General features: G+C 57.5%; 26 protein-coding genes. 16 read left to right on the top strand and 10 right to left on the bottom strand.

Annotation, left to right across the window (positions count from 1 at the left end; all coding sequences use genetic code 11):
* Nucleotides 1–23: 23 nt before the first annotated feature.
* The 5 genes from C8N30_RS17030 to C8N30_RS17010 all read right to left on the bottom strand — a co-directional run bounded on the left by C8N30_RS17030 (nt 24) and on the right by C8N30_RS17010 (nt 5,675).
* The gene (locus tag C8N30_RS17030) at nt 24–1,424 is read right to left on the bottom strand and encodes a M20 family metallopeptidase (protein ID WP_025061589.1); all 1,401 of its coding nucleotides are present in this window, start codon (nt 1,422–1,424) and stop codon (nt 24–26) included.
* 89 nt (nt 1,425–1,513) lie between these two features.
* Nucleotides 1,514–2,872, bottom strand: a complete 1,359-nt coding sequence (locus C8N30_RS17025; protein WP_025061590.1) for a sensor histidine kinase — start codon at nt 2,870–2,872, stop codon at nt 1,514–1,516.
* Complete coding sequence (locus tag C8N30_RS17020; RefSeq protein WP_025061591.1) at nt 2,869–3,525, bottom strand: response regulator; 657 nt, start codon at nt 3,523–3,525, stop codon at nt 2,869–2,871. The genes C8N30_RS17025 and C8N30_RS17020 overlap by 4 nt, the downstream gene beginning before the upstream one ends.
* Nucleotides 3,526–3,615: 90 nt before the next feature.
* Entirely contained in the window at nt 3,616–4,014 is a 399-nt protein-coding gene (locus C8N30_RS17015; RefSeq protein WP_025061592.1) for a diacylglycerol kinase, read from the bottom strand.
* Complete coding sequence (locus tag C8N30_RS17010; RefSeq protein ID WP_025061593.1) at nt 4,011–5,675, bottom strand: phosphoethanolamine transferase; 1,665 nt, start codon at nt 5,673–5,675, stop codon at nt 4,011–4,013. Before C8N30_RS17010 ends, C8N30_RS17015 begins: the two co-directional genes overlap by 4 nt.
* A 275-nt stretch (nt 5,676–5,950) precedes the next feature.
* On the opposite strand from C8N30_RS17010, the gene C8N30_RS17005 reads away from it, so the two are divergent.
* The 3 genes from C8N30_RS17005 (at nt 5,951) to C8N30_RS16995 (ending at nt 9,907) form a co-directional block, all read left to right on the top strand.
* On the top strand, nt 5,951–8,458 hold the full coding sequence (locus C8N30_RS17005; RefSeq protein ID WP_025061594.1) for a heavy metal translocating P-type ATPase: 2,508 nt from the start codon (nt 5,951–5,953) through the stop codon (nt 8,456–8,458).
* A 10-nt stretch (nt 8,459–8,468) separates the two neighbouring features.
* Nucleotides 8,469–8,861, top strand: coding sequence for a Cu(I)-responsive transcriptional regulator (cueR, locus tag C8N30_RS17000; protein ID WP_025061595.1), 393 nt, complete (start codon nt 8,469–8,471; stop codon nt 8,859–8,861).
* A 278-nt stretch (nt 8,862–9,139) separates the two neighbouring features.
* Nucleotides 9,140–9,907, top strand: a complete 768-nt coding sequence (locus C8N30_RS16995) for a Crp/Fnr family transcriptional regulator (protein ID WP_025061596.1) — start codon at nt 9,140–9,142, stop codon at nt 9,905–9,907.
* On the opposite strand, the gene C8N30_RS16990 is transcribed toward C8N30_RS16995, so the two are convergent.
* Nucleotides 9,868–10,323 carry a hemerythrin domain-containing protein gene (locus C8N30_RS16990; RefSeq protein WP_025061597.1) on the bottom strand — a complete coding sequence of 152 codons (456 nt, stop codon included), beginning with the start codon at nt 10,321–10,323 and terminating at the stop codon, nt 9,868–9,870. The genes C8N30_RS16995 and C8N30_RS16990 overlap by 40 nt on opposite strands.
* Before the next feature lie 173 nt (nt 10,324–10,496).
* Here C8N30_RS16990 and C8N30_RS16985 point away from each other — a divergent pair, with 173 nt between their 5' ends.
* From C8N30_RS16985 to C8N30_RS16950, 8 genes are read left to right on the top strand one after another with little or no spacing between them, the layout of a single operon-like run.
* Complete coding sequence (locus C8N30_RS16985; protein ID WP_025061598.1) at nt 10,497–12,776, top strand: heavy metal translocating P-type ATPase; 2,280 nt, start codon at nt 10,497–10,499, stop codon at nt 12,774–12,776.
* The gene (ccoS, locus tag C8N30_RS16980; RefSeq protein ID WP_025061599.1) at nt 12,773–12,970 is read left to right on the top strand and encodes a cbb3-type cytochrome oxidase assembly protein CcoS; all 198 of its coding nucleotides are present in this window, start codon (nt 12,773–12,775) and stop codon (nt 12,968–12,970) included. The genes C8N30_RS16985 and ccoS overlap by 4 nt, the downstream gene beginning before the upstream one ends.
* Complete coding sequence (gene ccoN, locus C8N30_RS16975; RefSeq protein ID WP_025061600.1) at nt 12,967–14,619, top strand: cytochrome-c oxidase, cbb3-type subunit I; 1,653 nt, start codon at nt 12,967–12,969, stop codon at nt 14,617–14,619. Before ccoS ends, ccoN begins: the two co-directional genes overlap by 4 nt.
* A gap of 4 nt (nt 14,620–14,623) precedes the next feature.
* Nucleotides 14,624–15,400, top strand: coding sequence for a cytochrome-c oxidase, cbb3-type subunit II (ccoO, locus tag C8N30_RS16970; RefSeq protein WP_025061601.1), 777 nt, complete (start codon nt 14,624–14,626; stop codon nt 15,398–15,400).
* Between the two features lie 3 nt (nt 15,401–15,403).
* Nucleotides 15,404–15,625, top strand: coding sequence for a cbb3-type cytochrome c oxidase subunit 3 (locus tag C8N30_RS16965; RefSeq protein ID WP_025061602.1), 222 nt, complete (start codon nt 15,404–15,406; stop codon nt 15,623–15,625).
* Nucleotides 15,616–16,488: a cytochrome-c oxidase, cbb3-type subunit III gene (gene ccoP, locus C8N30_RS16960; protein ID WP_025061603.1), complete on the top strand. Its 873-nt coding sequence runs from the start codon at nt 15,616–15,618 to the stop codon at nt 16,486–16,488. The genes C8N30_RS16965 and ccoP overlap by 10 nt, the downstream gene beginning before the upstream one ends.
* The gene (locus C8N30_RS16955; protein WP_037967822.1) at nt 16,485–16,682 is read left to right on the top strand and encodes a hypothetical protein; all 198 of its coding nucleotides are present in this window, start codon (nt 16,485–16,487) and stop codon (nt 16,680–16,682) included. Before ccoP ends, C8N30_RS16955 begins: the two co-directional genes overlap by 4 nt.
* Nucleotides 16,676–17,569, top strand: coding sequence for a DUF2189 domain-containing protein (locus C8N30_RS16950; protein ID WP_025061605.1), 894 nt, complete (start codon nt 16,676–16,678; stop codon nt 17,567–17,569). The genes C8N30_RS16955 and C8N30_RS16950 overlap by 7 nt, the downstream gene beginning before the upstream one ends.
* A 244-nt stretch (nt 17,570–17,813) precedes the next feature.
* Here the strand turns inward: C8N30_RS16950 and C8N30_RS16945 are convergent, their stop codons facing one another.
* Nucleotides 17,814–18,311: a lactoylglutathione lyase family protein gene (locus C8N30_RS16945; protein ID WP_025061606.1), complete on the bottom strand. Its 498-nt coding sequence runs from the start codon at nt 18,309–18,311 to the stop codon at nt 17,814–17,816.
* A gap of 104 nt (nt 18,312–18,415) precedes the next feature.
* Here C8N30_RS16945 and C8N30_RS16940 point away from each other — a divergent pair, with 104 nt between their 5' ends.
* From C8N30_RS16940 to C8N30_RS16920, 5 genes are all read left to right on the top strand, one after another.
* Nucleotides 18,416–19,306 carry a LysR family transcriptional regulator gene (locus C8N30_RS16940; protein ID WP_025061607.1) on the top strand — a complete coding sequence of 297 codons (891 nt, stop codon included), beginning with the start codon at nt 18,416–18,418 and terminating at the stop codon, nt 19,304–19,306.
* A gap of 250 nt (nt 19,307–19,556) precedes the next feature.
* Complete coding sequence (gene dusA, locus C8N30_RS16935; RefSeq protein WP_037967824.1) at nt 19,557–20,594, top strand: tRNA dihydrouridine(20/20a) synthase DusA; 1,038 nt, start codon at nt 19,557–19,559, stop codon at nt 20,592–20,594.
* A 46-nt stretch (nt 20,595–20,640) separates the two neighbouring features.
* Nucleotides 20,641–21,465, top strand: a complete 825-nt coding sequence (locus tag C8N30_RS16930) for a sulfite exporter TauE/SafE family protein (RefSeq protein WP_025061609.1) — start codon at nt 20,641–20,643, stop codon at nt 21,463–21,465.
* Nucleotides 21,462–22,217, top strand: a complete 756-nt coding sequence (locus C8N30_RS16925; protein ID WP_025061610.1) for a hypothetical protein — start codon at nt 21,462–21,464, stop codon at nt 22,215–22,217. The genes C8N30_RS16930 and C8N30_RS16925 overlap by 4 nt, the downstream gene beginning before the upstream one ends.
* Before the next feature lie 277 nt (nt 22,218–22,494).
* The gene (locus tag C8N30_RS16920; RefSeq protein WP_025061611.1) at nt 22,495–22,725 is read left to right on the top strand and encodes a hypothetical protein; all 231 of its coding nucleotides are present in this window, start codon (nt 22,495–22,497) and stop codon (nt 22,723–22,725) included.
* Between the two features lie 7 nt (nt 22,726–22,732).
* Here the strand turns inward: C8N30_RS16920 and C8N30_RS16915 are convergent, their stop codons facing one another.
* Genes C8N30_RS16915 through ccmI form a run of 3 tightly spaced genes read right to left on the bottom strand, consistent with a single transcriptional unit; the run spans nt 22,733 to nt 24,684 of the window.
* Nucleotides 22,733–22,969 (bottom strand): DUF1289 domain-containing protein, encoded by a 237-nt coding sequence (locus C8N30_RS16915; RefSeq protein WP_025061612.1) that lies wholly within the window; start codon nt 22,967–22,969, stop codon nt 22,733–22,735.
* Between the two features lie 3 nt (nt 22,970–22,972).
* Nucleotides 22,973–23,458: a Holliday junction resolvase RuvX gene (ruvX, locus tag C8N30_RS16910; protein WP_025061613.1), complete on the bottom strand. Its 486-nt coding sequence runs from the start codon at nt 23,456–23,458 to the stop codon at nt 22,973–22,975.
* Entirely contained in the window at nt 23,455–24,684 is a 1,230-nt protein-coding gene (ccmI, locus tag C8N30_RS16905; RefSeq protein WP_322787470.1) for a c-type cytochrome biogenesis protein CcmI, read from the bottom strand. Before ccmI ends, ruvX begins: the two co-directional genes overlap by 4 nt.
* Between the last annotated feature and the right edge of the window lie 199 nt (nt 24,685–24,883).

Here is a 24,883-nt window from a genome sequence, read left to right as displayed (position 1 = left end):
TGCGCCACCTTTGATCTCGCAAGTCATCCAGTTTTACGGTCAGGCGTGCCTGTCCCGATATCCCAGAATAGACCCGCCATCACCAACATCCCCTCGCGGCATACCGATTTGAGAACATGCTCGTTTGGGGCATGTTGGTTACACCCCAGATAACTATGGGGGATCCATATCGTAGGCAAACCCAGCACATCGGCAAAACAGTCATTCGGCAGCGATCCGGCGAGATTGGGCAGAACGTGAGGCTCGTTGCCTGTTGTCTCACGCAAGGACGCACGGACATAGCTGACCCAAGGGTGATCTGGGTCCAGACGTGTCGCGGCAAAGACGCCCTTGTCCACAGGCACCACCTTTACTTGGGTAAATCCGCGTGCGTCCAGATGCTCACGCAAGGCGGGCAGGATACGCGCCACATCCGTGCCCACCACATAGCGCAGCGCGCAACGCGCCCATGCCTTTGCTGCGATCGCGTTTACCGGCGCTTCGGGGATCCCGGATGTCATCGCTAATACTGAAAAACTGTTCCAGCCATATGCCCTCTCGGCCGGGGTCAGCTCGGCTTCGCCCCAATCTGTATCAACCTCTGGTACGCTCTGGTCTGCAACGGGAAGATCACGCAAGGCGTTCCGAATGGCGGGTGTCAGGCTGTCGGGGCGCCATTGTGGAATTTGCATCTGCCCGCGGGCATCCGTAATGCTTGCGATTGCATGCGACAGGATGATCGCGGGATCGGCGAGCAATCCGCCCCAATTGCCCGAATGATGCGCACCCACCCTCAAATCAACTTCGAGATCAAAACTGATTGCGCCGCGTGATCCCATGAACATCGTTGGGCGCTGCGCACTCAGCCGTGGGCCGTCAGAGGCGATAAACACATCCGCCGCCAGTGCCTCACGGTGCAGTGACATCATTTCGCTCAGCCCTGGAGAGCCCATTTCCTCGCTGGTCTCAATCACGATTTTGACGTTGAAACCCAGCTTGCCGCGCACAGCCAGTACTGCTTCCAAGGCTGCGATGTTGATGAGATGCTGCACCTTGTTGTCCGCCGTGCCGCGTCCGTACCAGCGTGGACCTTCTTCGGTCAGGCAAAATGGTTCAAGTCCCTCGCGCCATTTTGCGTCCTGTCCCCAGATTACATCGCCGTGCCCGTATGTAAGGATCGTTGGCAGAGCCTCATCTTCGATCCGGTGACCGATCAAAAACGGACCGCCCGAAAATCTGGTCGCGGGGTTGTCATGGATCGCACATTCGAAATTCATCGCCTCAAGACGCGGCTGGAGCGCTTTTGTAAGATATTCGTGCAGCACATCGACCTGATCAGGGTTCTGACTTTCGCTGCGATAGGCGACGAGAGCGGCCAGATCATTCTTGAGGGTACCGTCGTCAAAATAGGTGGCGGCTGCGTCTAGGGCGTGTTTGCGGGTCATGGATTTGCTTTCTGGAACTTGTTTCCACCAGTGTGCCGTAGCACCTCGCGCATTGACAAGGGGCGCAATGCTTGGCGCTGCCGTCTGTTTTAGCTACCGTCGATTGGCAGGGTCAAAATGGCACAAAACCCGCGTGTCTGCCCCGGAAGAGGCGAGTTTAGCGTCAAGCTGCTCCCTGATTGCTGACACAACGTGCGCACGATCGACAGACCAAGGCCGAAGCCTTCGGCGGCAGGGGAGCTGCGCACGAACCGGTCCTGAATTTCACCCAGTTTGTCGGGCGTTAGGGCCTCGCAATCATTCGAGATCACGATGCGCCCCGCGCAGGAGGCATCGATTTCCAATGGGCTGCTACCGAAGGCATGTTTTAGGGCATTATCAAAAAGATTGTTTAGAATGATCCCAATGGCGTCGGGGTCGACATTACTGCGCCATATGCCGTTGGACGGTGTGATTAACAGATCGGTATCGGACGGCACCCGCGCGCGCAGTTCGCGCAGCAGAAGATTGACCACCGGTGCGATATCGCTGTGCGCAGCAGCAGTGCCGAGCCCTGATTGCGCCCGCGACATTTGCAGCAAACGCTCGATCAGGCGCGTTAGCCGTTTGAGAGCCTGCTCGATCTCTGCCGCGCTGCCGATTGCAGCCGGATCGCTCAATTTAGTACGCAACCGTTGAACGTGGGCAACACAGATTGCGACGGGCGTTCGCAGTTCATGTGCCGCATTGGTAGCAAAAGCCCGCTCTGCCGCAAGGGTTGCGTCAAGGCGCTTCATCAGCGTGTCGATTGTATCAATCGCGGGCTCAATTTCGGAGAATGTGTTTTTGCGATCAATTGGGGTAAGGTCATGGGCATCTTTGGTGCCGATTTCGGCGCTTAGATCCGCGATTACTTTGGCTGAGCGTCGAACAGCGCGGTAGGCAGCAAAGATGACAAACATGCCCAACAGAATGAAACCCGCGCTTACTCCGAGGACGACCTCCCTGATCGCCTCGTTGCGCTCCCCCATCGGGGCAGCGGCCACCACGCTTAATTGTCCGTCTGGTGTACTCACCTGCGCGATACGGTGATCAAAAGCGGTAACAAGTCCGTCTTTTATCCGCGCGGCCAGCAATCCTTGATCGGCATCAGGGGAGCTTTGGATGATTTCCTGTCCGGGGCCCAGAACCCAGAACACCGTCCGCTCGCCTTGTTTGAGGAATGCGAATTCGAACAATAGCGGGTTCGAAGTATCCGCAAAAGACGCACCTCGGACAGGTACGTTCCGGGCCTCGAAAACCTGCATCAGCAAATTCGCCTTACTGAGCAATGCAATGTCATGCAGTTCGTCGTATTCCTCTTTCACAAGGCTATAGACGATGAATACGCCCAAAATAGCGGCCACAAACCCAGGGAGCAGCAGTGACCGGAATAGGGTATTCAGCAGACTGGTGGGGCGTGTTTTCATGGGGCGAGCATGTATCCCACGCCGCGATGTGTCACGATCAGATCCTTACCCAATTTAGCGCGCAGACGGCTGACATGAGCCTCCAGTGCATTACTTTCGACCTCGTCACCGAAAGCGTAAACGGCTGCCTCAAGGCTTTCTTTTGGTACTATCTTCGATTTGCGACGCAGTAGCACTTCGAGCACGCTCCATTCCTTGGCTGTCAGCCGGACAGCTTTGCCTGCGCGCGTCACGCTGTGATCGGTCAGGCAAATGCTCAGATCGCGCACCAATGTGGTCTGGGTGCTTTGCTCCGCACTGCGGCGACAAACAGAGTGGATGCGCGCCTTTACCTCGTCCAGATCAAAAGGTTTTATTACATAGTCATCCGCTCCGCGATTAAGGCCGTCTATCCGGTCGGATACCTTGTCTCGCGCTGTCAGAATAATGACTGGAGTGCTGATATTGCGATCACGCACTCTGCTCAGGAATGACAGACCGTCGCCGTCAGGCAGGTGAAGATCCAGCAACACAACATCGTATTCGAGCGTAAGGATGGCACTGTCGGCCTCATCGAGCGTCTTGAACCACTCTACGATGTTTTGATCTGCCTCTAGATGCTCGCGCAGCGGGCGGGCCAACGCGGCCTCGTCTTCGATCAAAAGGATGCGCATGAATGTTTTGGCCTTTTCGGAGTAGCATGTGCGCAGCTTACAATGTTGCACGCGGACAAATAAAGGTGGGACATGATCTATAAGTCCCGATCAGGCACTTATCGCCCGCCACACAACATGGCCCACAAACACGCCATTGGCCGCCAGCATACACATCGTCGCCAGCGAACCGAGATCTTTTGCATCGCGGGCAAACTCGGCCCAGTGGGGCGCGAGGTGGTCCACGATACACTCGATTGCCGTGTTCAGCGCCTCGGTGGCAACGAGACCGAAAAACAGGATCACAAGAACACAGTAATCGGGCACGCGCGCGCCTGCGAGGGCCAGAACTCCTGTGCAAACCGGAAGGCCAAGGACAATATGCCGAAACGCTGTTTCCTGCCACAGCCTGCGGATGCCGCCGATGGAATAGCCTGTGGCGGCAAAGATATGCGCAATTCCTGTGACACGATCGGGTTTTGCGCGGGATGCGTCCGGGTGAAGGCTCATTTGCTGGCTACCTTTTGGTGGTTACGGCACGTCTCGAACAGATCAAGAGCGGGTGTACGGGCTTGGGTCTGGACATCCAGCATACCCAACAGGGAATGGAACAGATTGTCATGTGACAAAGGTGCGTCACGTTTTGCGGCAAGGCAATCTTTATCAAGGCCGAATTGCTCCGTGAAGGTTTGCGACATCCACAGGATCATCGGTACTTTTGTCTGGGTCGCGGGGGCCATGAAATAGGGGGAGCCATGTAGGTACAGTCCCGCTTCGCCCAGCGATTCACCGTGGTCGGATACATAGATGAGTGCTGTTGAAAGCCGTTCTTGAGCATCAAGGAATTCGATTGTCTGCGCCAGAATTTCGTCTGTGTAGGCAATTGTATTGTCGTAGGCATTTACAATCTCGTCGGGAGAGCACAGCTTGAACTCCGCAGTATTGCATGCCGGGGTGAACCGCTCGAATTGCGCCGGGTAGCGCAGGTGATAGGTGGGGCCATGGCTGCCGATCTGGTGGAGCACCAGTACTGTATCCTCGGTAATTGTGTCCGCGTATTCAGCAAGCGCATTCATGAAAATGCCGTCCATACATTCACCCGCGGCACAAAATTCGGGGTCTGTTTCATGAGTAAGGCTGCGGGTGGGAACGCGAGCGGCAATACCTTTGTCCCCGGTGTTGTTGTCCCACCATTCAACGTGAAAACCCGCGTGATCCAGCACATCCAGAACACTTTCGTTCGAAATCCCTTTTTCATAGGAATATCCATCGCGGTCAAACTTCGAGAACATACAAGGCAGGGAGGTCGCCGTGGCTGTCCCGCAAGAACTGACATCGGTAAAACTGACGACAGGCAAATGCTCAAGCCGCGGATTGGTTTTCACACCGTAGCCGTTCAAGCTGAAATTCTGTGTGCGGGCTGTCTCGCCCGCGACAACGATTGTCAGCAACGGTTTGCGTTCAGGACTGTAGGCCTCCCCTTTCACTGCATCCTCGCCCACTGCTGCCACGATAACATTGGTAGAACGTGCCATCATTTTGGCATAACGGACCGTAGCGACCAAGGGTGCACCAGGTTGGAAACTGCTCATATAATCCTTACGTTCGCGCAGGATAGACGAATAGGATTTGAGATCACTCATAAGCAAGCCCGCCGCCACCGCGATGCCCAACGTCAGCGTCAGCACTGGCACAAGGGAAGTGCGCAGCAGACCGAACCGTTTTACCCTGACTGCTGCCACAACAAGGGCGGGCAGAGCGCCGAACAGGACCACATGGAGGATGAAACCGGCGGTTAGTAGGTGCTTGGATTCCGTGATCGTAGTGACCATCACATTCTGGATCATGTCGCGGTCTATGATCACGCCGAGCGTGTCCATGTAATACGAAGTCACTGCGCTCAGGATGAGCATAAAAATCAGAAAGGGCTTGACCGTCCAAGGAAAACCGAACGTCGAAAAAAATGCTAGTGTGAGCAAAAATATGGCCAAACCGAACCCTGCAAACGAAAGCAGACTACCTGAAAACACTTCAGCACCAATGGTCCAGAATGTGGCATTGGCTGTGCAGAAAATAAATACAAGCACCAGCGCGCTCAGAGACAGCGGCGATAGCGGATAGGTGCTCCGCAATTGCTGAACACGGGTCTTTATGATTTGAAATGGGGTCATAGTGGTGAATCTTTGCTGTTGTTTAAGCGGCATTCACCACGCCAAACTTACGAGAACCTTACGGAGCGCGAGGTAGTGCAAGACGGGTGCGCCACACGCCCGTGCGCGAGGCGACCGGATCCCCCCGCGTGGGGGCATCATGTCGATGCAGTTTGTCCTTAGTTACTGATTGATAAGCTTCCAAATGGCAGCAGCAGAAACAATCCCAGATCTGCCCTTGACCCTCCAGCTGCTGGAACCCCTATGTGATGAGGTGAAACACAGGAGTCGATGACATGAGCCGCCAAAATTCTTTCACCTTTCACGTGCGCGATATGTCCTGCGGCTCATGCGTGGGGCGGGTTGAAAATGCCTTGACGGCTGTAAAGGACGTGCAGTCGGCAAGCGTTAATCTTGCAGCGCAGACGGCCACGGTAGTGATGGCTGACGGTGCGGGTTTGCGGGATGTTGCTGTTGCGCTATCGCAGGCGGGATATCCGGCTCAGCTGCAAACCTACAGGTTTTCGGTTGAAAATATGTCCTGTGCCTCCTGCGTGGGGCGGGTCGAGCATGCCCTGATGGCCGTGCCCGGTGTTGTCCATGCCGCCGTCAATTTGGCGCAAGAGGTGGCAACTGTTGAAGCGTTGGCGATTCCCACCGAAGTAATTTCACGGGCGGCAAACGAGGCAGGATACCCTGCTCGATTGGTCACTGAAGACGGCGGCGCACAGGATGTTCGTGATCGCAAAGCTATGGAAGAAACCCATCTCAAATTTATGACATTGCTGGCTGCGGCACTGACATTGCCAGTTTTTGTGCTTGAGATGGGCGGTCATATGATCCCCGCGCTGCACCTTTGGATTATGGAAACGATGGGCATGTCGGTGAGTTGGGGCATTCAGTTTGTGCTGACGACCATTGTTCTCGCGGTTCCGGGGCGGCAGTTTTATCTCAAGGGGTTTCCGGCGCTGTTGCGCGGCGCCCCTGATATGAATTCGCTTGTGGCGCTGGGCACCTCGGCGGCTTGGGGGTATTCCACAGTTGCGTTGTTTGTTCCTGCGTTGCTGCCTGCCGGTAGCCGTGCGGTCTATTTCGAGGCGGCTGCGATGATCGTCACGCTAATTCTTCTGGGTCGGTTCCTTGAGGCGCGTGCGAAGGGCCGGACCGGAGAGGCAATCGCGCGACTTGTCGGCCTCAAGGCCAGTACCGCCCGTGTGGAGCGCGGAGGCGAGACTATTGAAGTGGCCGTCGATGATATCGTCGTCGGTGATCTGGTACAGGTTCGACCGGGTGCGCAGATCCCTCTCGATGGTACAATCGTGAGCGGTGCCTCTTATGTCGATGAAAGCATGATAACGGGTGAGCCTGTTCCGGTGGAGAAATCCCAAGGTGCCACCGTTGTTGGTGGGACGGTCAATGGTGCCGGCGCGCTGGTGTTTCGCGCCACAAAGGTGGGCAGCGATACGATGCTGTCGCAGATTATTCGCATGGTTGAGGAAGCACAGGGTGCCAAGCTGCCCATTCAGGATCTGGTTAACCGGATTACGCTATGGTTCGTTCCTGCGGTGATGGGGATTGCGGCACTGACGTTTTGCGCGTGGCTGGTGGTGGGGCCAACACCCGCGCTGGGCTTTGCAGTGGTGGCGGCGGTTGCCGTGCTTATCATCGCTTGCCCCTGTGCCATGGGTCTGGCCACCCCCACTTCTATTATGGTGGGAACGGGGCGTGCGGCGCAGATGGGGGTGCTGTTCCGGCGCGGTGATGCACTGCAATCGCTGGGCGACATCCAAACAGTTGCTTTTGACAAAACCGGCACGCTGACCCAAGGGCGGCCTGAACTGACGGATCTGACCGTGACGGAGGGGTTCACGCAACGCGACGTGCTGCGCCTTGTTGCGTCGGTCGAGGCCACTTCGGAACATCCTGTTGCAGATGCCATCGTGCGTCATGCACAGCACGATGGATTGACCCTTGCAGCGGTAGAAAATTTTCGGTCGATTACCGGCTACGGTGTTAGCGCGGTTGTCGAGGGGCAGCAGATCCTCGTCGGTGCCGACCGCCTGATGCTGCGTGAAGGCATTGCGCTGGACGGTGTACGGGATGCCGGTACGCTACTGGGGCAAGCGGGCAAGACTCCGCTTTACGCTGCAATCGACGGGCAGTTGGCAGCAGTCATCGCAGTGTCGGACCCTGTAAAGGCAGGTAGTGCACAGGCAATTGCGGCGCTGCATGGGCTCGGTCTCAAGGTGGCAATGATCACGGGTGACAATCAAGCCACGGCTGAGGCGATCGGGTCCCAACTGGGGATTGATGTAATCGTTGCCGAAGTTCTGCCTGAAGGCAAAGTCACTGCAATGCAGCAGTTGCAAGCAGGGGGGCGCAAGGTCGCTTTTGTCGGGGACGGGATCAATGATGCGCCTGCGCTCGCGCATGCGGATGTGGGGGTGGCCATCGGTACTGGCACAGATGTGGCCATAGAGGCAGCGGATGTTGTGCTGATGTCTGGCGATCTTGGCGGTGTTGTTAACGCATTTCACGTCAGTCGCCGAACCATGCGCAACATCCGGCAAAATCTGTTTTGGGCTTTTGGATATAACGCACTTCTGATCCCTGTAGCGGCCGGAGTATTCTATCCTGTGTCGGGCCTCATGCTATCGCCCGCGCTGGCGGCAGGGGCGATGGCGTTATCGAGTGTTTTTGTTCTGTCCAATGCATTACGGTTACGCTGGATCAAACGGCCTGTTGCGGAAGAAACTACCCGTCGTGGGGGCAAGCCCGCCTTTGTCCCCGCAATAGCAGAGTAGGAGGAAGCTTATGAACATCGGCGAAGTGGCCAAGAAATCCGGCCTTCCTGTCAAGACCATACGTTATTATGAGGACATCGGCCTCATTACACCGCTGCGTGATACAAACGGCTATCGCAGTTTTCGCGAGAGCGATATGCACAAGCTGGCGTTTCTGGGACGCTCCCGTGCGCTGGGATTTACCATTGAGGATTGCCGTAATTTGCTGGCGCTGTGGGATGATCAGGACCGCGCGAGCGCGGATGTGCGCGCCATTGCGAAAGAGCACTTGCAACAGATCGAGCGTAAAATCGAAGATCTCGCCGCGATCCGCGATACTCTGTCCCATCTGGTGCGTGAATGCGCAGGCGACAGCCGGCCTGATTGCCCGATCCTTGCCAAGCTGGAAAAATTTCCCGCATAGGGGCAATGTTTGCCGCGTGGCAGTCCCGTTTTGCGCCTGCGTACTGGCTATCCCAAAATATCATTTTGTGTGATACCCCTTGCAGACGTTTAAGTACGCAGTCGGTTCGGTTAAGCTAAGCCGACTCGCCGGATTTTCAATACCGTGCAGGCTTATCGAGTATAAGAGTATCTTGAGGGACCGCGTTCAGACCTGAATATCAGGCCTACGACCAGACGCGATGAGATGTCGCTCACGGTAGGTTTTGCTGCTGCAAACAGATACAAGGAGGCGCCTACATGCGACGCGATATCCATAACGCCGATGTACCGACGCTTTGTCAGGCATGCGAAGCACGTCATCGGGGAATATGCGGCGCGCTGGATCCCGAACAGCTGGTGCAGTTGGGGCGACAGGCCGGACGCCGCGAGGTTGAACCGGGTGCCGAATTGATCGCAGCCGGTATGCCAGCCGATGGTTACGCCAATATCCTGAGCGGGGTTGTGAAGCTCACCAGTCTGTTGCCTGATGGTCGCCAGCAGATTGTGGGACTTCAGTTTGCACCCGATTTTCTAGGGCGGCCATTTGCCAAAAGCAGCGAGATCGGAGCAGAGGCCGCCAGCACGGTGCGCCTGTGCACATTCCCCAGATCGGCATTGGAAGAAATGCTACGCCAATCGCCCGGATTGGAGCACCGCCTCTATGAGCAGGCGCTTCGCGAGCTGGATGATGCACGGGACTGGATGATGACACTGGGGCAGAAAACCGCAGCCGAAAAGGTCGCTTCTTTTTTGCTGTTGCTGGGACGGCACATCAACCCCTATGCAAACGGCTTCGCGAACAGTTTCGACATTCCACTCCGCCGGGCGGACATCGCGGACTTTCTCGGGCTGACGGTCGAAACGGTCAGCCGCCAGCTCTCGCATCTGCGCAAGGCAGGGATCGTGACGATCGAAAAAAACCGCTGTGTCACAGTCAGCGATTTAACAGCGCTCGAAATTCACGCAGGCGTTGTACCAACAGACCCTCAGAGAACTGCCGCGCGCCGCAACAGTGGCAGCACATAGTCACAGTCGAAGGCCAGATGCCGCCGCAATGAGATAAACAGGCACCTGAGCATATATCCAAGTTGCTCGGCATCCTTCCTGTCGCGTGTGGCGACATACGCCTGAATGGCATCATATACATCGTTGGCATGATACTCGTCTTCAAGGTGCTCCTGCCGCAGCCGGTCCAGAATGGCCGCAATATCTGTCTGAGCACTTAGTAAAACCGGAAATACGATTTTTTCCTCCAAGGCGTGACACCGACGCAAGGCAGATTGCAGGCGACGGGCAAGCATCATCGCCACACGGGTATCTACTTTCGAGGGGAGCGAGTCTGCAAGGTCCTCCAGCTTCACGCACAGATCGAACTGCTCCTCCAGACAAACACCAAAGTCGCGCAAGCCGATGAGATGCGAGGATTGAAGGGGCTGTTGCATGTGAGTGTCAGAGCTTCCTTGTGCAGGTCAAAGTATCATCAGCTTAAGCGCGAATTCTGGAAAAACCTTGATCCAGATCAACCTGCCATATGTGCCAGCGTGGCAATTGTGACGCTGCTGATCGCAGGATGATCGGTAATTGGCGTGGGTATCCGGAAGGCGGGGCAGAAATAATGGTAAGCAGTAATCCCGCAATTGGTGTGCTGGCTTCGCGACTTTCGGCAGATGCGGCACCCGGTCCGCTTGATCGCGCGCAGGTGCGCGCAAGCCTGCGAACATTGGAGAACGGTGATGGCCATATTGTTCTGTCTGTGCCCGGTATCAAATGTGGCGGATGTATCGCTTCTATCGAACGGGCGCTGAATGCGCGCGAGGATGTGCGATCGGCGCGGGTCAATCTCACGCTGCGGCAGGCTAACGTCACGTTGGCCGGTCCCGATGCTGATCCGGTGAATGTGATTGATGCGCTCGCCGCGCTGGGCTTTGATGCCACCCCCGCCGACATGGGCGATCCTGACGCTGAAAAAACCGATGTTGTCGGCCGACAGCTTTTGCGCGCTATGGCCATTGCCGGTTTTGGTGCTGCGAATATCATGCTGCTGTCGGTTGGCGTTTGGTCCGGCGCCGAAGACCAGACCCGCGACACATTCCATCTGGTTTCCGCACTGATCGCCGTTCCTGTGGTCGCCTATGCGGGTCAGCCGTTTTTTGCGTCCGCAATCGGGGCTCTGAAGGCACGGCGCACAAACATGGATGTGCCAATATCGCTGGGTGTTATTCTGGCCCTTGCGCTGAGCGTATTCGAGACCTTGGGCGGCGGGGAGCATGTATTTTTCGACGCGGCAGTCACCTTGTTGTTCTTTTTGTTGGCAGGGAGGTATCTGGATCATTTGATGAGGGCGCGGGCGCGTAGTGCAGTTACCGGACTGGCACGTTTGTCACCGAGCGGCGCGATGGTCCGCCAGGAGGACGGCACCGTTTCCTACGTTCCACTGTCCGGTGTGTCCGTTGGTGCCATGTTGTCTGTCGCTCCGAACGAGCGGTTGCCCGTCGATGCGGTCATCCAGAGCGGGAGTACGGATCTGGACTGTTCGCTGATCACCGGCGAGGCCATGCCGGTTGCTGCAGGGCCGGGGGATACGTTGGAGGCCGGAACCCTCAATCTCACTGGTACGATTGAAGTGCGTGCCTTGCGCGATTCCGACAGCTCATTTTTGGCGCAGATGATCCGGATGCAAACGGCGGCAGAGACGGGTAGGGCCGGTTATGTCCGCATCGCTGACCGTGCCGCGCGACTCTATGCGCCAGTCGTTCATACACTGGCGCTGGCGACCTTTGCAGGATGGATGTTCGTCACCGGCGGCGATTGGCAGACCTCCGCGTTCGTGGCCATCAGCGTGCTTATCATCACCTGCCCCTGTGCGCTTGGACTGGCCGTGCCTGTCGCACATGTTGTCGCCGCAGGCCGCCTGATGCGCATGGGCATTTTGATGAAGGACGGGTCATCGCTTGAAAGGCTGGCGGAAATCGACCGCGCCGTGTTCGACAAAACGGGCACCCTGACCACCGGATCACCGACCATTGCTGCGGTGCCTGCGACAGCCGCTGCACGCGCGGCGGTCAAGGCGCTTGCGCTGCATTCCGGCCACCCCGCATCGCGCGCGATTATGATGCACATTTCCGATCATGCGCAGGAGGTATCGGACACGACCGAGTTGCCCGGTTTCGGTGTCGAGGGATGGGTAGAGGGACGGCGCGCCCGTCTTGGTCGTGCGGACTGGGTTCGGGAAATTGCAAAGGTCCCCGCAGATATGGCAAGCCCCGTTTTTGCCTTTGAGGGAGCGCCAGCTTTCTCTTTCGCCCTGAGCGAAAGCCTGCGCCCCGGTGCAGTTGACGCTATTGCTGTGTTCAAGGGGCTGGAAGTTCCTGTCGCGATGATTTCCGGCGACATCGAGAGCCGCGCGCTGCATATTGCCGACGCTGTCGGGATTGAGGACGTCCGTTATGGCGCTACGCCCGCTGCAAAGATTGAGGCGCTGGAGGTGCTGCGCGGGGCAGGGCACAGGGCACTGATGGTCGGGGACGGGCTGAACGACACGGCAGCACTTGCGGCGGCGCATGTGTCCATGGCGCCTTCCAGCGCGGCGGACGCAGGCCGAATGGCAGCAGACTTTGTCTTCCTGCGCGACAATCTGGGGGCTGTCCCTGCAACATGGCAGGTTGCACGCGACACTGCAAAAATCGTGCGGCAAAATTTTACACTGGCCATCATTTATAATTGCATCGCTATACCGCTTGCCGTTGCGGGGGTGGTGACGCCCCTGATCGCGGCTCTTGCGATGTCTGGGTCTTCGATCCTCGTAACGCTCAATGCCCTGCGGCTGAACCGTGCGGCACAACCTGACATCCGCCCAGCCGCGGCACCGGTACGTTTAAAGGAGGTGGCCGCATGACGGTCCTCACGATCCTCATTCCCGTAACCCTGCTGATGGGGATTATCGGGCTGACCGCTTTCTTCTGGAGCTTGCGGTCCAACCAGTACGAAGACCTGTCCGGCGATGCAGAGCGCATCCTGTTCGATGATGACAGACCGCTCACCGGAACTAACACCAAGACGCCTGCCAAGCCCAAGGAGACTAAATCATGATGTCCAACCTGACCGGTGCCGAACGCGCCCGTGCAATGCTGATCACGGGGATCGGCGCCCTGATCGGCCTTATCATGGCCGTTGCGGGGCGCAATGACGTCATGGGCGCTCATGGCTGGATTGTCCTTCTGTTCTGCGGTGTGCTGTTCTTTGTCGTGGGTAACGCCCTGTATAATCATGAACCCGATGAGGACCGCGCAGCATCCTACTATGACGACCCTACCAAGGTCGGCATCATTCTGACCTTGATCTGGGCCATTGTCGGCATGGGCATGGGCGTCTGGGTTGCGTCCCAGCTCGCGTGGCCCGATCTGCGCTTTGATGCACCATGGTCGAGTTTCGGAAGGATCCGTCCAGTTCATACATCCGGCGTCATCTTTGGCTTTGGGGGCAATGCCCTGATCGCCACGTCGTTTCATATTATGCAGCGGACTTGTCGTGCGCGGATGCCCGATCAGGTAACGCCGTGGTTCGTGCTGTTGGGGTTCAACCTGTTTTGCATCATCGCAGCAAGCGGGTATCTCATGGGTGTTACACAGTCCAAGGAATATGCCGAACCCGAGTGGTATGCCGACATCTGGCTTGTCGTTGTCTGGGTCGTCTACTTTGTGCTCTATATCCGGACACTTGCGCGCCGCAACGAGCCGCACATCTATGTTGCGAACTGGTATTATCTGGCGTTCATTCTTGTCGTTGCGATTCTTCATATCGTCAACAACCTGGCCGTGCCTGCGTCCTTTAGCGGTGCAAAAAGTTATTCAGCGTTCTCGGGCGTTCAGGACGCTATGACCCAGTGGTGGTATGGCCATAATGCGGTGGCTTTCTTCCTGACTTCGGGCTTTTTGGGGATGCTCTATTACTTCCTGCCCAAGCGTGCAGGGCGTCCGATTTATTCCTACCGCCTGTCTATTCTGTCCTTCTGGGGGATTACCTTCTTCTATATCTGGGCAGGCTCGCACCATCTGCACTACACTGCGCTTCCGCATTGGGTTCAAACCCTCGGAATGACGTTTTCGGTGATGCTACTGATCCCGTCATGGGCATCGGCGGGCAATGCGCTGATGACGCTGAATGGCGCGTGGCACAAAGTGCGCGATGACGCGACGCTGCGGTTCATGATGGTCGCGGCTGTATTCTATGGTCTGTCCACCTTCGAGGGGTCGTTTATGGCGATCCGTCCGGTAAACGCGCTGTCCCATTACACCGACTGGACGATCGGGCATGTTCATGCCGGAGCGATGGGCTGGGTCGCGCTGATCACTTTCGGGTCAATCTACGCGCTGACGCCTGTGCTGTGGCGCCGCGAAACGATGTATTCATGGAAAGCTGTCGAATGGCACTTCTGGTTGGCGCTGGCGGGAACGGTCATTTACGTCTTTGCGATGTGGAACAGTGGCATCACCCAAGGGCTGATGTGGCGGACATATACCGAAGGCGGCGCATTGCGCTTTAGCTTCACCGACACGCTGATCGCGATGCACCCTTACTATATCGCCCGTACGTTCGGGGGTCTGCTCTTCCTGATTGGTGCCTGCATCGGGTTCTGGAACGTGATCATGACGATCCGCCACGTTCCCGAGCTTGAGCCTGATCTGGATTATCCGACACCCACCAAAGCCTTGGAGCCGGCACTGCCGGCCGCGGAGTAGCCCAATGTTGAAAACCCTCCTAAAACCCTTTGCCAAGGTATTCGAATTTCAGGCAAAAACCCACTATCGCGCCGAGCGCCACTCAATGGCACTCACGTTCGGGATCATCCTCGCGGCGAGTGTTGGCGGCTTTGTCGAGATCGCACCGCTGTTCACCATCGACGATACTGTGGAGATCGACCCCGACATGCGGCTCTATACACCGCTTGAGCAGGCGGGCCGCGATATCTACATCCGCGAGGGCTGTTATGCCTGTCACAGCCAGATGATCCGTACCCTGCGCGACGAGGTCGAGCGCTACGGGCCTTATTCGCTGGCAGTTGAATCGCAATATGATCATCCGATGCTTTGGGGTTCGAAGCGTACCGGTCCCGACCTTGCCCGCATAGGCGAGAAATATTCGGATGACTGGCAGGTGCGCCACCTTGTTGATCCGCGTGCCTTGGTGCCGGAATCCGTAATGCCGCACTATGCCTCCCTGCTCGATGCAAAACTGCGCCTCGACGATCTGCCGGACCGGCTTTGGGCGCTGCGGGCTGTGGGCGTGCCCTATAGCGACGATATGATCGAGCACGCGAGTGATGATGCGGTGGGGCAGGCCCAGCCCGATAGCGACCGTGCCGATGGTGTGATCTCGCGGTATGGTGATGCAACTGCTGTGCGCATGTTCGACGGGCGATCCGACCGTGTGACCGAAATGGATGCACTCGTAGCATATTTGCAGATCCTCGGGCGTCTGACCGATCTGCCCGCCCAACTTCAACCGCTGGCAAAGGAATAAGCGATGAATATTTCACATGATCTGCTTGTCGGTCTCGCGAAGTCATTTGGCCTGTTCTGGTTGATTGCGCTGTCTATAGGCATCACGGTTTATGCCTTCTGGCCGTCTCTGGGACGCCGTTTTGACAAGGCTGCGAACAGCATTCTGGACGATGAAGACGGTCCGGCGCATCACGCCCCCGTACCGCGCACCCCAACATCCGCGGAGGATCAACCATGTCGGTAAAAGACCGCGACCCGCTTACAGGGCACCAGACCACCGGACACGAATGGAACGGTATCACCGAGTTGAACACCCGCGTACCCCGTGCAGTGTGGTTTTTCATCATCCTGACGCACATCTGGGCGCTGGTGATGTGGGTGCTCCTGCCTTCATGGCCCTTGGTCACAACCTATACGAAGGGCATTCTTGGCCTCGACCAGCGCGTTGAGGTAGAAGAAAAAATTATCGCCGCAAATATGGGGCGTTCCGCTTGGGCCGACCGGATCGCTGTGCTGCCTGCCAGCGAAATACTTGGGGATCCCGCGATGATGACGCAGCTTAACGGCACTGCGCACCAGTTGTTCGGTGACAATTGCGCGGGCTGCCATGGCCGTTTGGCCGATGGCGGACCGGGTTTTCCCAGCTTGGTTGACGGTGCATGGCTTTGGGGCGGCGACACCGAAAGCATCATGGAGACATTGCGCGTGGGCATTAACGCGACCCATCCCGATACCAGATGGGCGCAGATGCTCGCATTCGGGCGTGACGGCATATTGCCCCGTGAAGACATCCGCACTGTTGTGGACTACGTTCAGTCGCTGTCTGGAGAGGTTGCACAAGCCGACACAATTGCAGCCGGTTCCGAGATCTTCGCGGATAACTGTGCGAGCTGCCATGGTGACAGCGGCGCGGGTAACACCGATGTGGGAGCGCCCGATCTGACAGATGATTTCTGGATCTACGGCGGCGACGATGAAAGCATGTTCACCACAATCTGGGAGGGCCGCCAGGGCTGGATGCCTGCGTGGGAGGGGCGCATGACCGAAACAGAGCGTAAAGTTCTTGCCGTCTATCTTCAGGGACTTGGGCAGGAGGTCGCGCAATGATGACGGTTTCCAGATCCCGGTTCTGGACAGGTTCACGCTTGTTTGCGCTTGCCGCTGTCAGCTTTGTCACAATCCTGTTCATTGGTGCAAATGCACATCTCATCGCGGTTGCATTCACGTCCAAACCCGACTGCGTCCTGCAACCCCAGACAGAAGGAGCCGCAGCATTGCGCGCGGCGAAACCATCATGCTGAGTGATCACACAAACAATTCCGACAACCCGCCCAAACCTGATAGCCATGAAGCGGCTGATGTCATTCCGGGCGTTGTGCCGGCACTACCGGTAGAAAACCGTCGGGCGCGCAACCTGCCGTGGCAAACGGCGTTTGCCTGGCTCCGGGCGGGATGGTCGGACCTATGGAACAATCCGGTACCCAGCCTTTTGTACGGCTTTGGAATATTTGCAGCCTCGGCGCTGATTGTCTGGGCGCTGTTCTTGTTCAATTACGAATACGCCCTTTTCCCGGCGCTTGCCGGCTTTATGGTGGTTGGCCCTATGATCGCAAACGGGCTTTATGAAAAAAGCCGGATGCTGGAGGAATGCGAGCAGCCGACATTTTTGCGCATGTTGTTTGTGCAGCCAAAGTCCGGATATCAGGCGTGGTTTATGGGCGTTTTGCTGCTTTTGCTGATGCTGCTATGGCTGCGCGCCGCAGTTTTAATCTGGGCACTGTTTTTTGGTATCGTGCCATTCCCCGGCACAGACGAGATTGTGCCTATGCTTTTCACCACGCCGATCGGTTGGGTGGTACTCTTGGTCGGGGGGAGCGTCGGCGCGCTTTTCGCAGCCTTCTCTTTCGCGATCAGTGTCTTCGCCATGCCGATGCTCCTGACCGAGCGTACCGACGCTCTTTCAGCCTTGGGAATAAGCATGGCGCTTGTCTGGAACAACTTATCTGTGATGCTGGCATGGGGCATGATCGTGCTGGTACTGTTCCTTGCCTCGGTCGCGACAGCATTTGTCGGTTTGATCGTTGTCTTTCCGGTCCTCGGTCACGCGACATGGCATGCTTACCGTGCGATCCGCAGCGCTGACCACCAGAATGGCGAGACTGAAAATATGTTTATCCGCCCCGCGTGAAGGACGGCAGTTAGCCGTGATGCCAACGGGGGGTTTGACTTTACGGCTCGTAAACTATTGCCTTCTGAAGGGCTGCGGAACCGCTTTAGCGCATCCCTGCAACGGCGTGCATTGCAAGACCCTGCAGGGCTTGGCGTGCCTTGGGGTCTCTACGTGCCGCGCAAGAAATCTGGCCTGCAAAGTCAGGCTGTTACCAATTTCCGCCGCGCCTTTCCCTTAATGGCAAAGGGCGCGGCGGGAACGTTTATTCATATGCGCCGGCGGAGTAAGTCAACTCGTAGCTGTGGCTGTATATTTCGAACACGATCCCGAACGGGTCTTCGACGTAAACCATCCGGTACGGCTTTTTATCGGGAAAGTATTCGCGCACGGGCATCCGCTGGCGGCCGCCGGCCGCGACAATCCGCTTTGTCAGGCCTTCAACGTCGGGGTCCTGTACCGCGAAATGGAACGTGCCCTGACGCTTGTGTTCGAGATTGTCCTCAGGTGCATAGTTGCCCGGAAACTCGAAAATCTCGATGCCGATGCCATCAGCCGTTGCCAGATGCGCGATCCTGAGAGAGCCCCAACCGGGTCCGAAGACATCTGTACACATAACGCCAATGGCGCTGTCATCCTCGACGGCTTCGGAAGGTTGCATCACCACATAAAAGCCGAGGACCTCCGAGTAAAATTTGACGGCGGCATCAAGGTCGGGAACCGACAGGCCGATGTGGGAAAATGTACGTGGGGTAGGTGTCATCTTTGGTCTCCAATTAAAGTGCATTGAGACAGACCTAGACATGGGGGAGCTTAATGTGAAATTATCAAATATAATATTAATCATAACAAAACGAAATCGACAGAATGCTGAACGCAAATTGGCTCAACACATTTACGACCCTCTGCGAGACGGGACATTTCACCCGCACGGCGGAGCGCTTGAATATGACACAGCCGGGCGTTTCGCAGCATCTGAGAAAGCTCGAACTGCAGCTGGGTAAAAATCTGATTAGCCAGCAGGGCAAAAGCTTTACGCTTACGGCGGCAGGCGAGGCGGTCTTTGCGTTGGGCCTCTCACGCCGCAGCGAGGAAGAAGGCCTGCGCGAGGTAATTGAGACCGATGACAGGGATAAAGGCGAGGTCCGCATCGCCTGTTCAGGCAGCTTCGCTATGCTGCTCTATCCTTCATTGTTCCCGTGGATGACAAGTGCGCCCGATCTTTCAGTCCAGCTTGAAGCAGCACCGCAAGCGGATATACTTGCGGGTCTAACCGACGGACGTTTCGACCTCGGCGTGTTGGCGGCTGATCCAACACATCCGCGATTGGAGGCACGCCACCTTGGACATGAAGAGCTGTGCCTGGTTATGCCTGCTGGCGCGCCCGAAGAAGTGACGGCATTTGCGGAGCTTGATGCGCGCGGCTTCATCGCGCATCCTGATGGGTATGCCTACGCAGACGATCTGTTGAATCTGAACTTTCCGGATGCATATCCCGGCGGTGATAAGATGCGTGTCCGGGGCTATGTGAACCAGATTGGACAGATCCCCGCGTCCGTTGCACAGGGCATCGGCTACACTCTTCTTCCCCGAAGCGGCGTAGACTCGTTCGGGGAGATTGATCGTCTCAAGGTCGTGCCTCTGCCAGAACGCCGTTGGCAGGAGTTATGGCTTGCGCACCGACGAGGTCGGTCGCTTTCGGCACGACTGACCTATGCCAGCAGTTTGATTATCCAGACCGCAGCGCGGCTCAAATGACATATGTGCTATGCGACCAGCCATAGGGCTGTGACGGGGGGGCGACCGTTTACCTGACGTGCCGATGATCCTGCAGATTTTCAATGTGCGTTGCGGGGGCGTTGGATGTTGTTTCTTATCGATTTTGCCTGAACTCAAGTTTCCCTGCTACCTAGCCAAGGACATATCAAAAGATGGTCCTTCTCTCCGCCTATTGTTGTCAGGGCTGTTTTGCAGTAACCCTAGACACCGCTACCCAAGTTGCCGATGGATGGTTCAAGTGTCTGAAATAAAAAAGTATAATTTGCATCAAAATGCGCGCCTGTCTGTCGCGCCTATGATGGACTGGACCACAACCCATTGCCGCACCCTACACCGGATGATGAGTAAGCACACATTGCTCTACACCGAAATGGTGACTTCGCCTGCGCTGGTGCAGGGGCGTGCTTTTCATTTGTTGGATCACGATGCGTCGGAGCATCCGGTAGCTTTGCAGCTTGGCGGCTCCGATCCGGCAGAGCTGGCAGAGGCGGCGCGGATCGGCGCGGCAGCGGGATACGACGAGATCAATCTAAATGTCGGTTGTCCGTCGGATCGCGTTCAATCGGGTGCCTTTGGTGCGGTTTTGATGAAAGATGCCGCACTGGTATCGAAATGCATTACCGCCATGCGCCATGCGATCGATGTCGAGGTGACTGTGAAGTGCCGCATCGGCGTAGACGACCAGAACCCCGAAGAGGTGCTGCCGGAGTTTTTAAGCCGCATGGTGGGCGCGGGAATCGAGCGTGTGGCAGTTCATGCGCGCATGGCATGGCTTGACGGGCTAAGCCCTAAGGAAAACCGCGATATTCCACCCTTGAATTATCCGCTGGTGCACCGGATGAAAGAGCTGTTTCCGAATTTACACATTTCGCTCAACGGCGGAATAACCACTCTGGAGGCAGCACAAGCAGCCCTCGATGCGGGGTTGGACGGTGTGATGATCGGGCGCGCAGCCTATCACCAGCCGAGCGATATCCTGTGTCAGGCAGACCGCCGTATCTATGGCGAGGGTGACGATACCACGCCCGAAAGTATCGTTCACAGCATGTTGCCCTATATCGAGGCGCATTTGGAGCGTGGCGGCAAACTGGGGGCTGTAACGCGGCCGATGTTGGGGCTGTTCGCGGGGCGTCCGGGCGCCCGTATTTGGCGCCGTGTGCTGTCGGAGGGCGCACATCGCCCTGATGCGGGCATTGCGCTGGTTCTTGAAGCACTGGAACAGGTTCAGACGCAAACCATGCTGGCAAGCCAGACGCACGCGGTGTAGCAAAACCACAAGACTCACACGCGGGACAATCACAGGAGCGCCCAAAATGCCGGAAACCATGTTGCTAATCCAGATGGCGGTACTGCTGCTGGTGATCGGAGCCTTTGCCGGCATACTGGCCGGCTTGCTGGGGGTGGGCGGTGGCATCGTTCTGGTGCCTGCGTTCTTTTATGCGTTCCAGACTCTGGGATACGGCGGTGACCAGTTGATGCAGATGTGTCTTGCGACATCTCTTGCGACCATCATCGTAACCTCCCTCCGCTCCGTACTGGCGCATAATAAAAAAGGTGCTGTGGATTGGGCGATACTGCGCGCATGGGCACCCGGTATCATGATCGGTGCTGTGGTGGGGATGCTCGTGGTTTCGGGCCTGCGGTCATCGACATTGCAAGCGATATTCGGTGTGTTGGCACTGGTGGTGGGTCTTTACATGGGTTTTGGACGCTCTGAGTGGCGGCTGGGGCAGGCGATGCCAAAGGGCATTTCGCTCGCAGCGCTGTCGCCGTCGGTTGGCTTCCTTTCTGTGTTGATGGGGATTGGTGGCGGCAGTTTCGGCGTACCGCTTATGACCCTTTATAACACACCCATCCACCGTGCTGTGGCCACCGCAGCAGGGTTCGGCATAGCGATCGCAGTGCCGTCTGTGATCGGTTTCTTGTTTGTGAGCATCGATCCTGCAACGCGCCCACCCTATACCATCGGTGCAGTCAATTTAGTGGCCTTTGTGCTGGTGATCGCGATGACGCTGATTACCGCACCGATCGGCGCGCGCATGGCGCACGCGATGGATCCCAAACCACTCAAGCGGGTATTTGCCGTTTTCTTGGTGCTGGTTGCCCTCAATATGCTGCGTAAGGCGATGATGGGGTGATAAACCGCACCGACGGGTTCACGGTCTTCGACCCTGATCCTGACACGGCGCGTTGGGCGCAGGCCGCGGTGGTTGAGGCGCGCAAAGTGGCGACTGATCCCGCGATGCACGGGCCAGAAAATCTGAGGCATGGAAAAACCTGGTTTGTGGGTGTGGACTTACTGCCTAACGATGCGGCCGGCCTTATCGGGGGCGTGGCGCTGCGGGGACCTTGGCACGAGCACGTCCCCGACCTACCGCTCCACCAGGCGCAGGTGTCTATCATCTATCCGGGCTACCCTCAGCAGGATCCCGATGAGAGTGATGCAAATCACCGCTACCGGCGGCAGCGGTCAGCGGCGCATGTTGACGGGCTTCTACCCGTAGGGCCTGCGCGGCGGCGGTTCGCGCGGGAGTTCCATGCGTATATCCTGTCTATTCCGCTCAACAATGTGGCCGGATCCCCAACAACCGTCTGGCGCGGTAGCCACCGGATCATGCAAGCGGCATTGCGCAAAGCCATTGGAAGTCATGACCCCGCGCAAGTGGATATCACAGAAGTTTATAAGGACGCCCGCCGCGAAGTTTTCGCGACCTGCGAGGAGATACCGCTGATTCTGGGCACAGGGCAATCTGCGCTCCTTCATCCCTTTGTCCTGCATGGTACGCAGGAATGGCGCAATTGCGCGGACCCGCAAGGGGAGGGGCGCATGATCGCATTCTTTCGACCCCAGTACACCGGCGGTGCGGCGCAGTGGCTCTCTACGCCCTGAAAGACAACGCGGATGAAAACCCTGATCAGGCTAATAAATCAGGCGCTTTCAACGCAAGAATGGCCGCTGAAAACTATCGTAAGAAGGATTATGCCCGATGTTTGTGCGGTGGTTGCGCCCGTGCCTTTCCGAACGGCCTTACCTGTTGCACAACTGTAACCGTTTCGCACCTGCATCCAATTAACTTACATTTGCCATATTGTTGCCTGATCCGAATGGGAGGTAGGCTCAAGGAAACGCCCCCGCAAGAGGGGCACAGACGAGGGCAGGCAGGCATATGAAACAGATCATCACAGGACCATTTGGCCGGTTGGCCTATCATGACGCGTCCCGCAAACCCGTTGGTCTTTATCCCGCTTTGAACGCGCCATGTTGTGAGTTTGCCCGCGCGGACCGCCTTGTTGCGGCAAATAATCTCTACGCCCCACGCGTTGTAGAGATGCCGCGCCAGTTGCGCAGTCGCGCAGCGATGGCGATGTTCGGGACCCCGACGAAACGCGAAGTCTGAGATAAACCTAGAGCTTGCGCGCCAGACGTGCAGCCCGACCGCCACGTCGCTGCGTATGGACAGCCGCGCGGCTAGGGAGCTCTGCCATGACAGCACGTCGTGCCTCCGCACTCATCCGCGACCATGCACCAATCTCGTCGATAGAACGCAGGCAACCGGTGCACAGGCGGCTTTGGGGATGTACCACGCAAAGTTTGACACAAGGGCTCTCGACCTCGTCGCGCTTCCAGACTTCGTCACTCATCGCTCAAACCTCCTGCGCTGCACGCAACACGCGCAGCCTGTCCAGCACACCCTGTAGGATAAATCCTGCAGCCACGTGGTCAATCACTTCCGCACGCCGCTTGCGCGACGTATCCGCCTCCAGCAATGCGCGCTCGGCAGCAACAGTCGACAACCGCTCATCCCAGTAGCTTATGGGCAGGGCAGGGTGCAAACGGTCGAAATTGCGCGCAAACGCACGCGTCGACTGGCAGCGCGCGCCCTCCGATCCGTCCATGTTAAACGGCAACCCGAGGATCAGCCCTCCAATGCGGCGCGCCGCGATGATTTCACCCAGCCGCGCGGCATCCAGGCCAAACTTGCGCCGCCGCACTGTCTCAAGTGGGGTGGCCACGGATAAAAAGCTGTCGGTTACAGCCACGCCAATGGTCTTTTCGCCCAGATCAAGGCCAATAAGCGCCTGCATCGCAGGAACATTGGCGGCGAATTCTTTGATGTCCTCGTAAATCAATCTACAACTCCGGCTTGCTGGCCTGCTGCATTCAGCAGGTCGATAGCGGCAGGGTCATCAGAAAATACGTCGATCGCATTGGCATGAATTGCCTGTGCCCGTTCCCATTTTCCTAAAACGCCTAACGATGATATCAGCCGCGCCCAGTCGCGTGCGGGCCCGCCCTCTGTCGCGAGGCGTTGTGACAGACCGCTTACCATACTGCCGATCATGTCCATACGCTCTGCCGGTGTCATATCGCTGGCGTTGTCGATATCCTCGGCACTTGGGCCACGTGCTGCGCTGCTGCCGATTTCCGGAAGCGCGTATCGCACGCCGGCAAGCTGGGCCAACTCTTCGATCTGGGCCACAATCGGTGGTATCCACGGTGCTTCTTCGGGTCCAGCACGTAACAGACCATCCCAAATGCGAAAGGCCTGATCCGGTCTGCCGGTCTGTGCCAGCATCAGACCCAGATAGTACCGCGCTGTACCATTGCCTGCGTCCTGCGTGAGCGCGGCGCGCAGGCTCATCTCAGCTTCCGGCGACACATACCCTCCCGCCGCCAGAACTTGAAGCTCTCCCAGATCGGCAAGCTCCTGAGCTGTGACAGTGTCCCGTTTAAGGGCGACGACACGCGACATCGCCTGCTTTGCAGCTACGAAATTGCCAATCCGGCGCTCTTGTTGAACAAGCAAAGTATGGCCCTGCAGGTCATCGGGACGTTCGGCCACGGTTTCGCGCAACTGCGCCATTAGCGTGACATAACGTTCGTCCATCTCTACGGGGTCGACAAATTCGGGTAGGGACCGCTCTGCCACCACTTGCGCGGGGCGCGAGGTGCGCACCTCCTCGGCAAATGCAATGCGGTCCTGAAGACCCATATCGCCATAGCCAGGCGCGCCGAGCCAAAGGTAGCTGGCAACACTCGCAATCAATCCGGTGCCTATCAGCGCAAGGGCCAGTCCAACGGGCGCTGTGGTCGTGCTGGCACGCTCGTCCGTCTGTGCTTTGTCGGCGGCAATCAGGCGGCGGGCGACTTCGGCATGAACACGCTCCGCATCCGATTGACCGATAACGCCGCGCGCCACATCGCGGTCCACTTCGGCCAGCTGCGCACGGTACACTTCAACGTCGGAGGCAGCCCGCGATCCGACCTCGCGGCGCGCTCCGCGTATCACGGCCGCCGCCAGTACGCCCGCCACCATCAGCGTGATCGCACCTGCGACTATCCAGAAACTCACCATGACGTCCGTCCTCCGTTATCGCACCCATGTAATACGCGCAGGCCCCGACCAAAAGAGGGCAAAGCCGCTCCCGCGACGAATAGACCCCGGCAACTGCCACCGCTTGCAGCCTATGTCGTAAAATTGATAAAGAGTGCCGCGCGGAGTATCCTCTTTTCCAGCCACTCCCCCATGAAGAAGCCAGCGGGTCGCGCATGAC

This window comes from Sulfitobacter guttiformis (assembly GCF_003610455.1).
Lineage (GTDB): Bacteria > Pseudomonadota > Alphaproteobacteria > Rhodobacterales > Rhodobacteraceae > Sulfitobacter > Sulfitobacter guttiformis.
The sequence above is the reverse complement of the archived record's forward strand: the minus strand, read 5'-3'. Positions and strand labels throughout refer to the sequence as shown.

Excerpts from the sequence above, each read along its gene's own strand:
- ccoN (WP_025061600.1), top strand. The coding sequence starts at position 12,967 with ATGATGTCCAACCTGACCGGTGCCGAACGCGCCCGTGCAATGCTGATC.
- C8N30_RS17010 (WP_025061593.1), bottom strand. The coding sequence starts at position 5,675 with ATGACCCCATTTCAAATCATAAAGACCCGTGTTCAGCAATTGCGGAGC.
- C8N30_RS16965 (WP_025061602.1), top strand. The coding sequence starts at position 15,404 with ATGAATATTTCACATGATCTGCTTGTCGGTCTCGCGAAGTCATTTGGC.
- C8N30_RS16950 (WP_025061605.1), top strand. The coding sequence starts at position 16,676 with ATGCTGAGTGATCACACAAACAATTCCGACAACCCGCCCAAACCTGAT.
- C8N30_RS16995 (WP_025061596.1), top strand. The coding sequence starts at position 9,140 with ATGCGACGCGATATCCATAACGCCGATGTACCGACGCTTTGTCAGGCA.
- ccoP (WP_025061603.1), top strand. The coding sequence starts at position 15,616 with ATGTCGGTAAAAGACCGCGACCCGCTTACAGGGCACCAGACCACCGGA.
- C8N30_RS16920 (WP_025061611.1), top strand. The coding sequence starts at position 22,495 with ATGAAACAGATCATCACAGGACCATTTGGCCGGTTGGCCTATCATGAC.
- C8N30_RS17025 (WP_025061590.1), bottom strand. The coding sequence starts at position 2,872 with ATGAAAACACGCCCCACCAGTCTGCTGAATACCCTATTCCGGTCACTG.
- C8N30_RS16915 (WP_025061612.1), bottom strand. The coding sequence starts at position 22,969 with ATGAGTGACGAAGTCTGGAAGCGCGACGAGGTCGAGAGCCCTTGTGTC.
- C8N30_RS17030 (WP_025061589.1), bottom strand. The coding sequence starts at position 1,424 with ATGACCCGCAAACACGCCCTAGACGCAGCCGCCACCTATTTTGACGAC.
- cueR (WP_025061595.1), top strand. The coding sequence starts at position 8,469 with ATGAACATCGGCGAAGTGGCCAAGAAATCCGGCCTTCCTGTCAAGACC.
- C8N30_RS17015 (WP_025061592.1), bottom strand. The coding sequence starts at position 4,014 with ATGAGCCTTCACCCGGACGCATCCCGCGCAAAACCCGATCGTGTCACA.
- ccoO (WP_025061601.1), top strand. The coding sequence starts at position 14,624 with ATGTTGAAAACCCTCCTAAAACCCTTTGCCAAGGTATTCGAATTTCAG.
- C8N30_RS17020 (WP_025061591.1), bottom strand. The coding sequence starts at position 3,525 with ATGCGCATCCTTTTGATCGAAGACGAGGCCGCGTTGGCCCGCCCGCTG.
- ccoS (WP_025061599.1), top strand. The coding sequence starts at position 12,773 with ATGACGGTCCTCACGATCCTCATTCCCGTAACCCTGCTGATGGGGATT.
- C8N30_RS17005 (WP_025061594.1), top strand. The coding sequence starts at position 5,951 with ATGAGCCGCCAAAATTCTTTCACCTTTCACGTGCGCGATATGTCCTGC.
- C8N30_RS16990 (WP_025061597.1), bottom strand. The coding sequence starts at position 10,323 with ATGCAACAGCCCCTTCAATCCTCGCATCTCATCGGCTTGCGCGACTTT.
- C8N30_RS16945 (WP_025061606.1), bottom strand. The coding sequence starts at position 18,311 with ATGACACCTACCCCACGTACATTTTCCCACATCGGCCTGTCGGTTCCC.
- ccmI (WP_322787470.1), bottom strand. The coding sequence starts at position 24,684 with ATGGTGAGTTTCTGGATAGTCGCAGGTGCGATCACGCTGATGGTGGCG.
- C8N30_RS16930 (WP_025061609.1), top strand. The coding sequence starts at position 20,641 with ATGCCGGAAACCATGTTGCTAATCCAGATGGCGGTACTGCTGCTGGTG.
- C8N30_RS16955 (WP_037967822.1), top strand. The coding sequence starts at position 16,485 with ATGATGACGGTTTCCAGATCCCGGTTCTGGACAGGTTCACGCTTGTTT.
- C8N30_RS16985 (WP_025061598.1), top strand. The coding sequence starts at position 10,497 with ATGGTAAGCAGTAATCCCGCAATTGGTGTGCTGGCTTCGCGACTTTCG.
- dusA (WP_037967824.1), top strand. The coding sequence starts at position 19,557 with ATGGTTCAAGTGTCTGAAATAAAAAAGTATAATTTGCATCAAAATGCG.
- C8N30_RS16940 (WP_025061607.1), top strand. The coding sequence starts at position 18,416 with ATGCTGAACGCAAATTGGCTCAACACATTTACGACCCTCTGCGAGACG.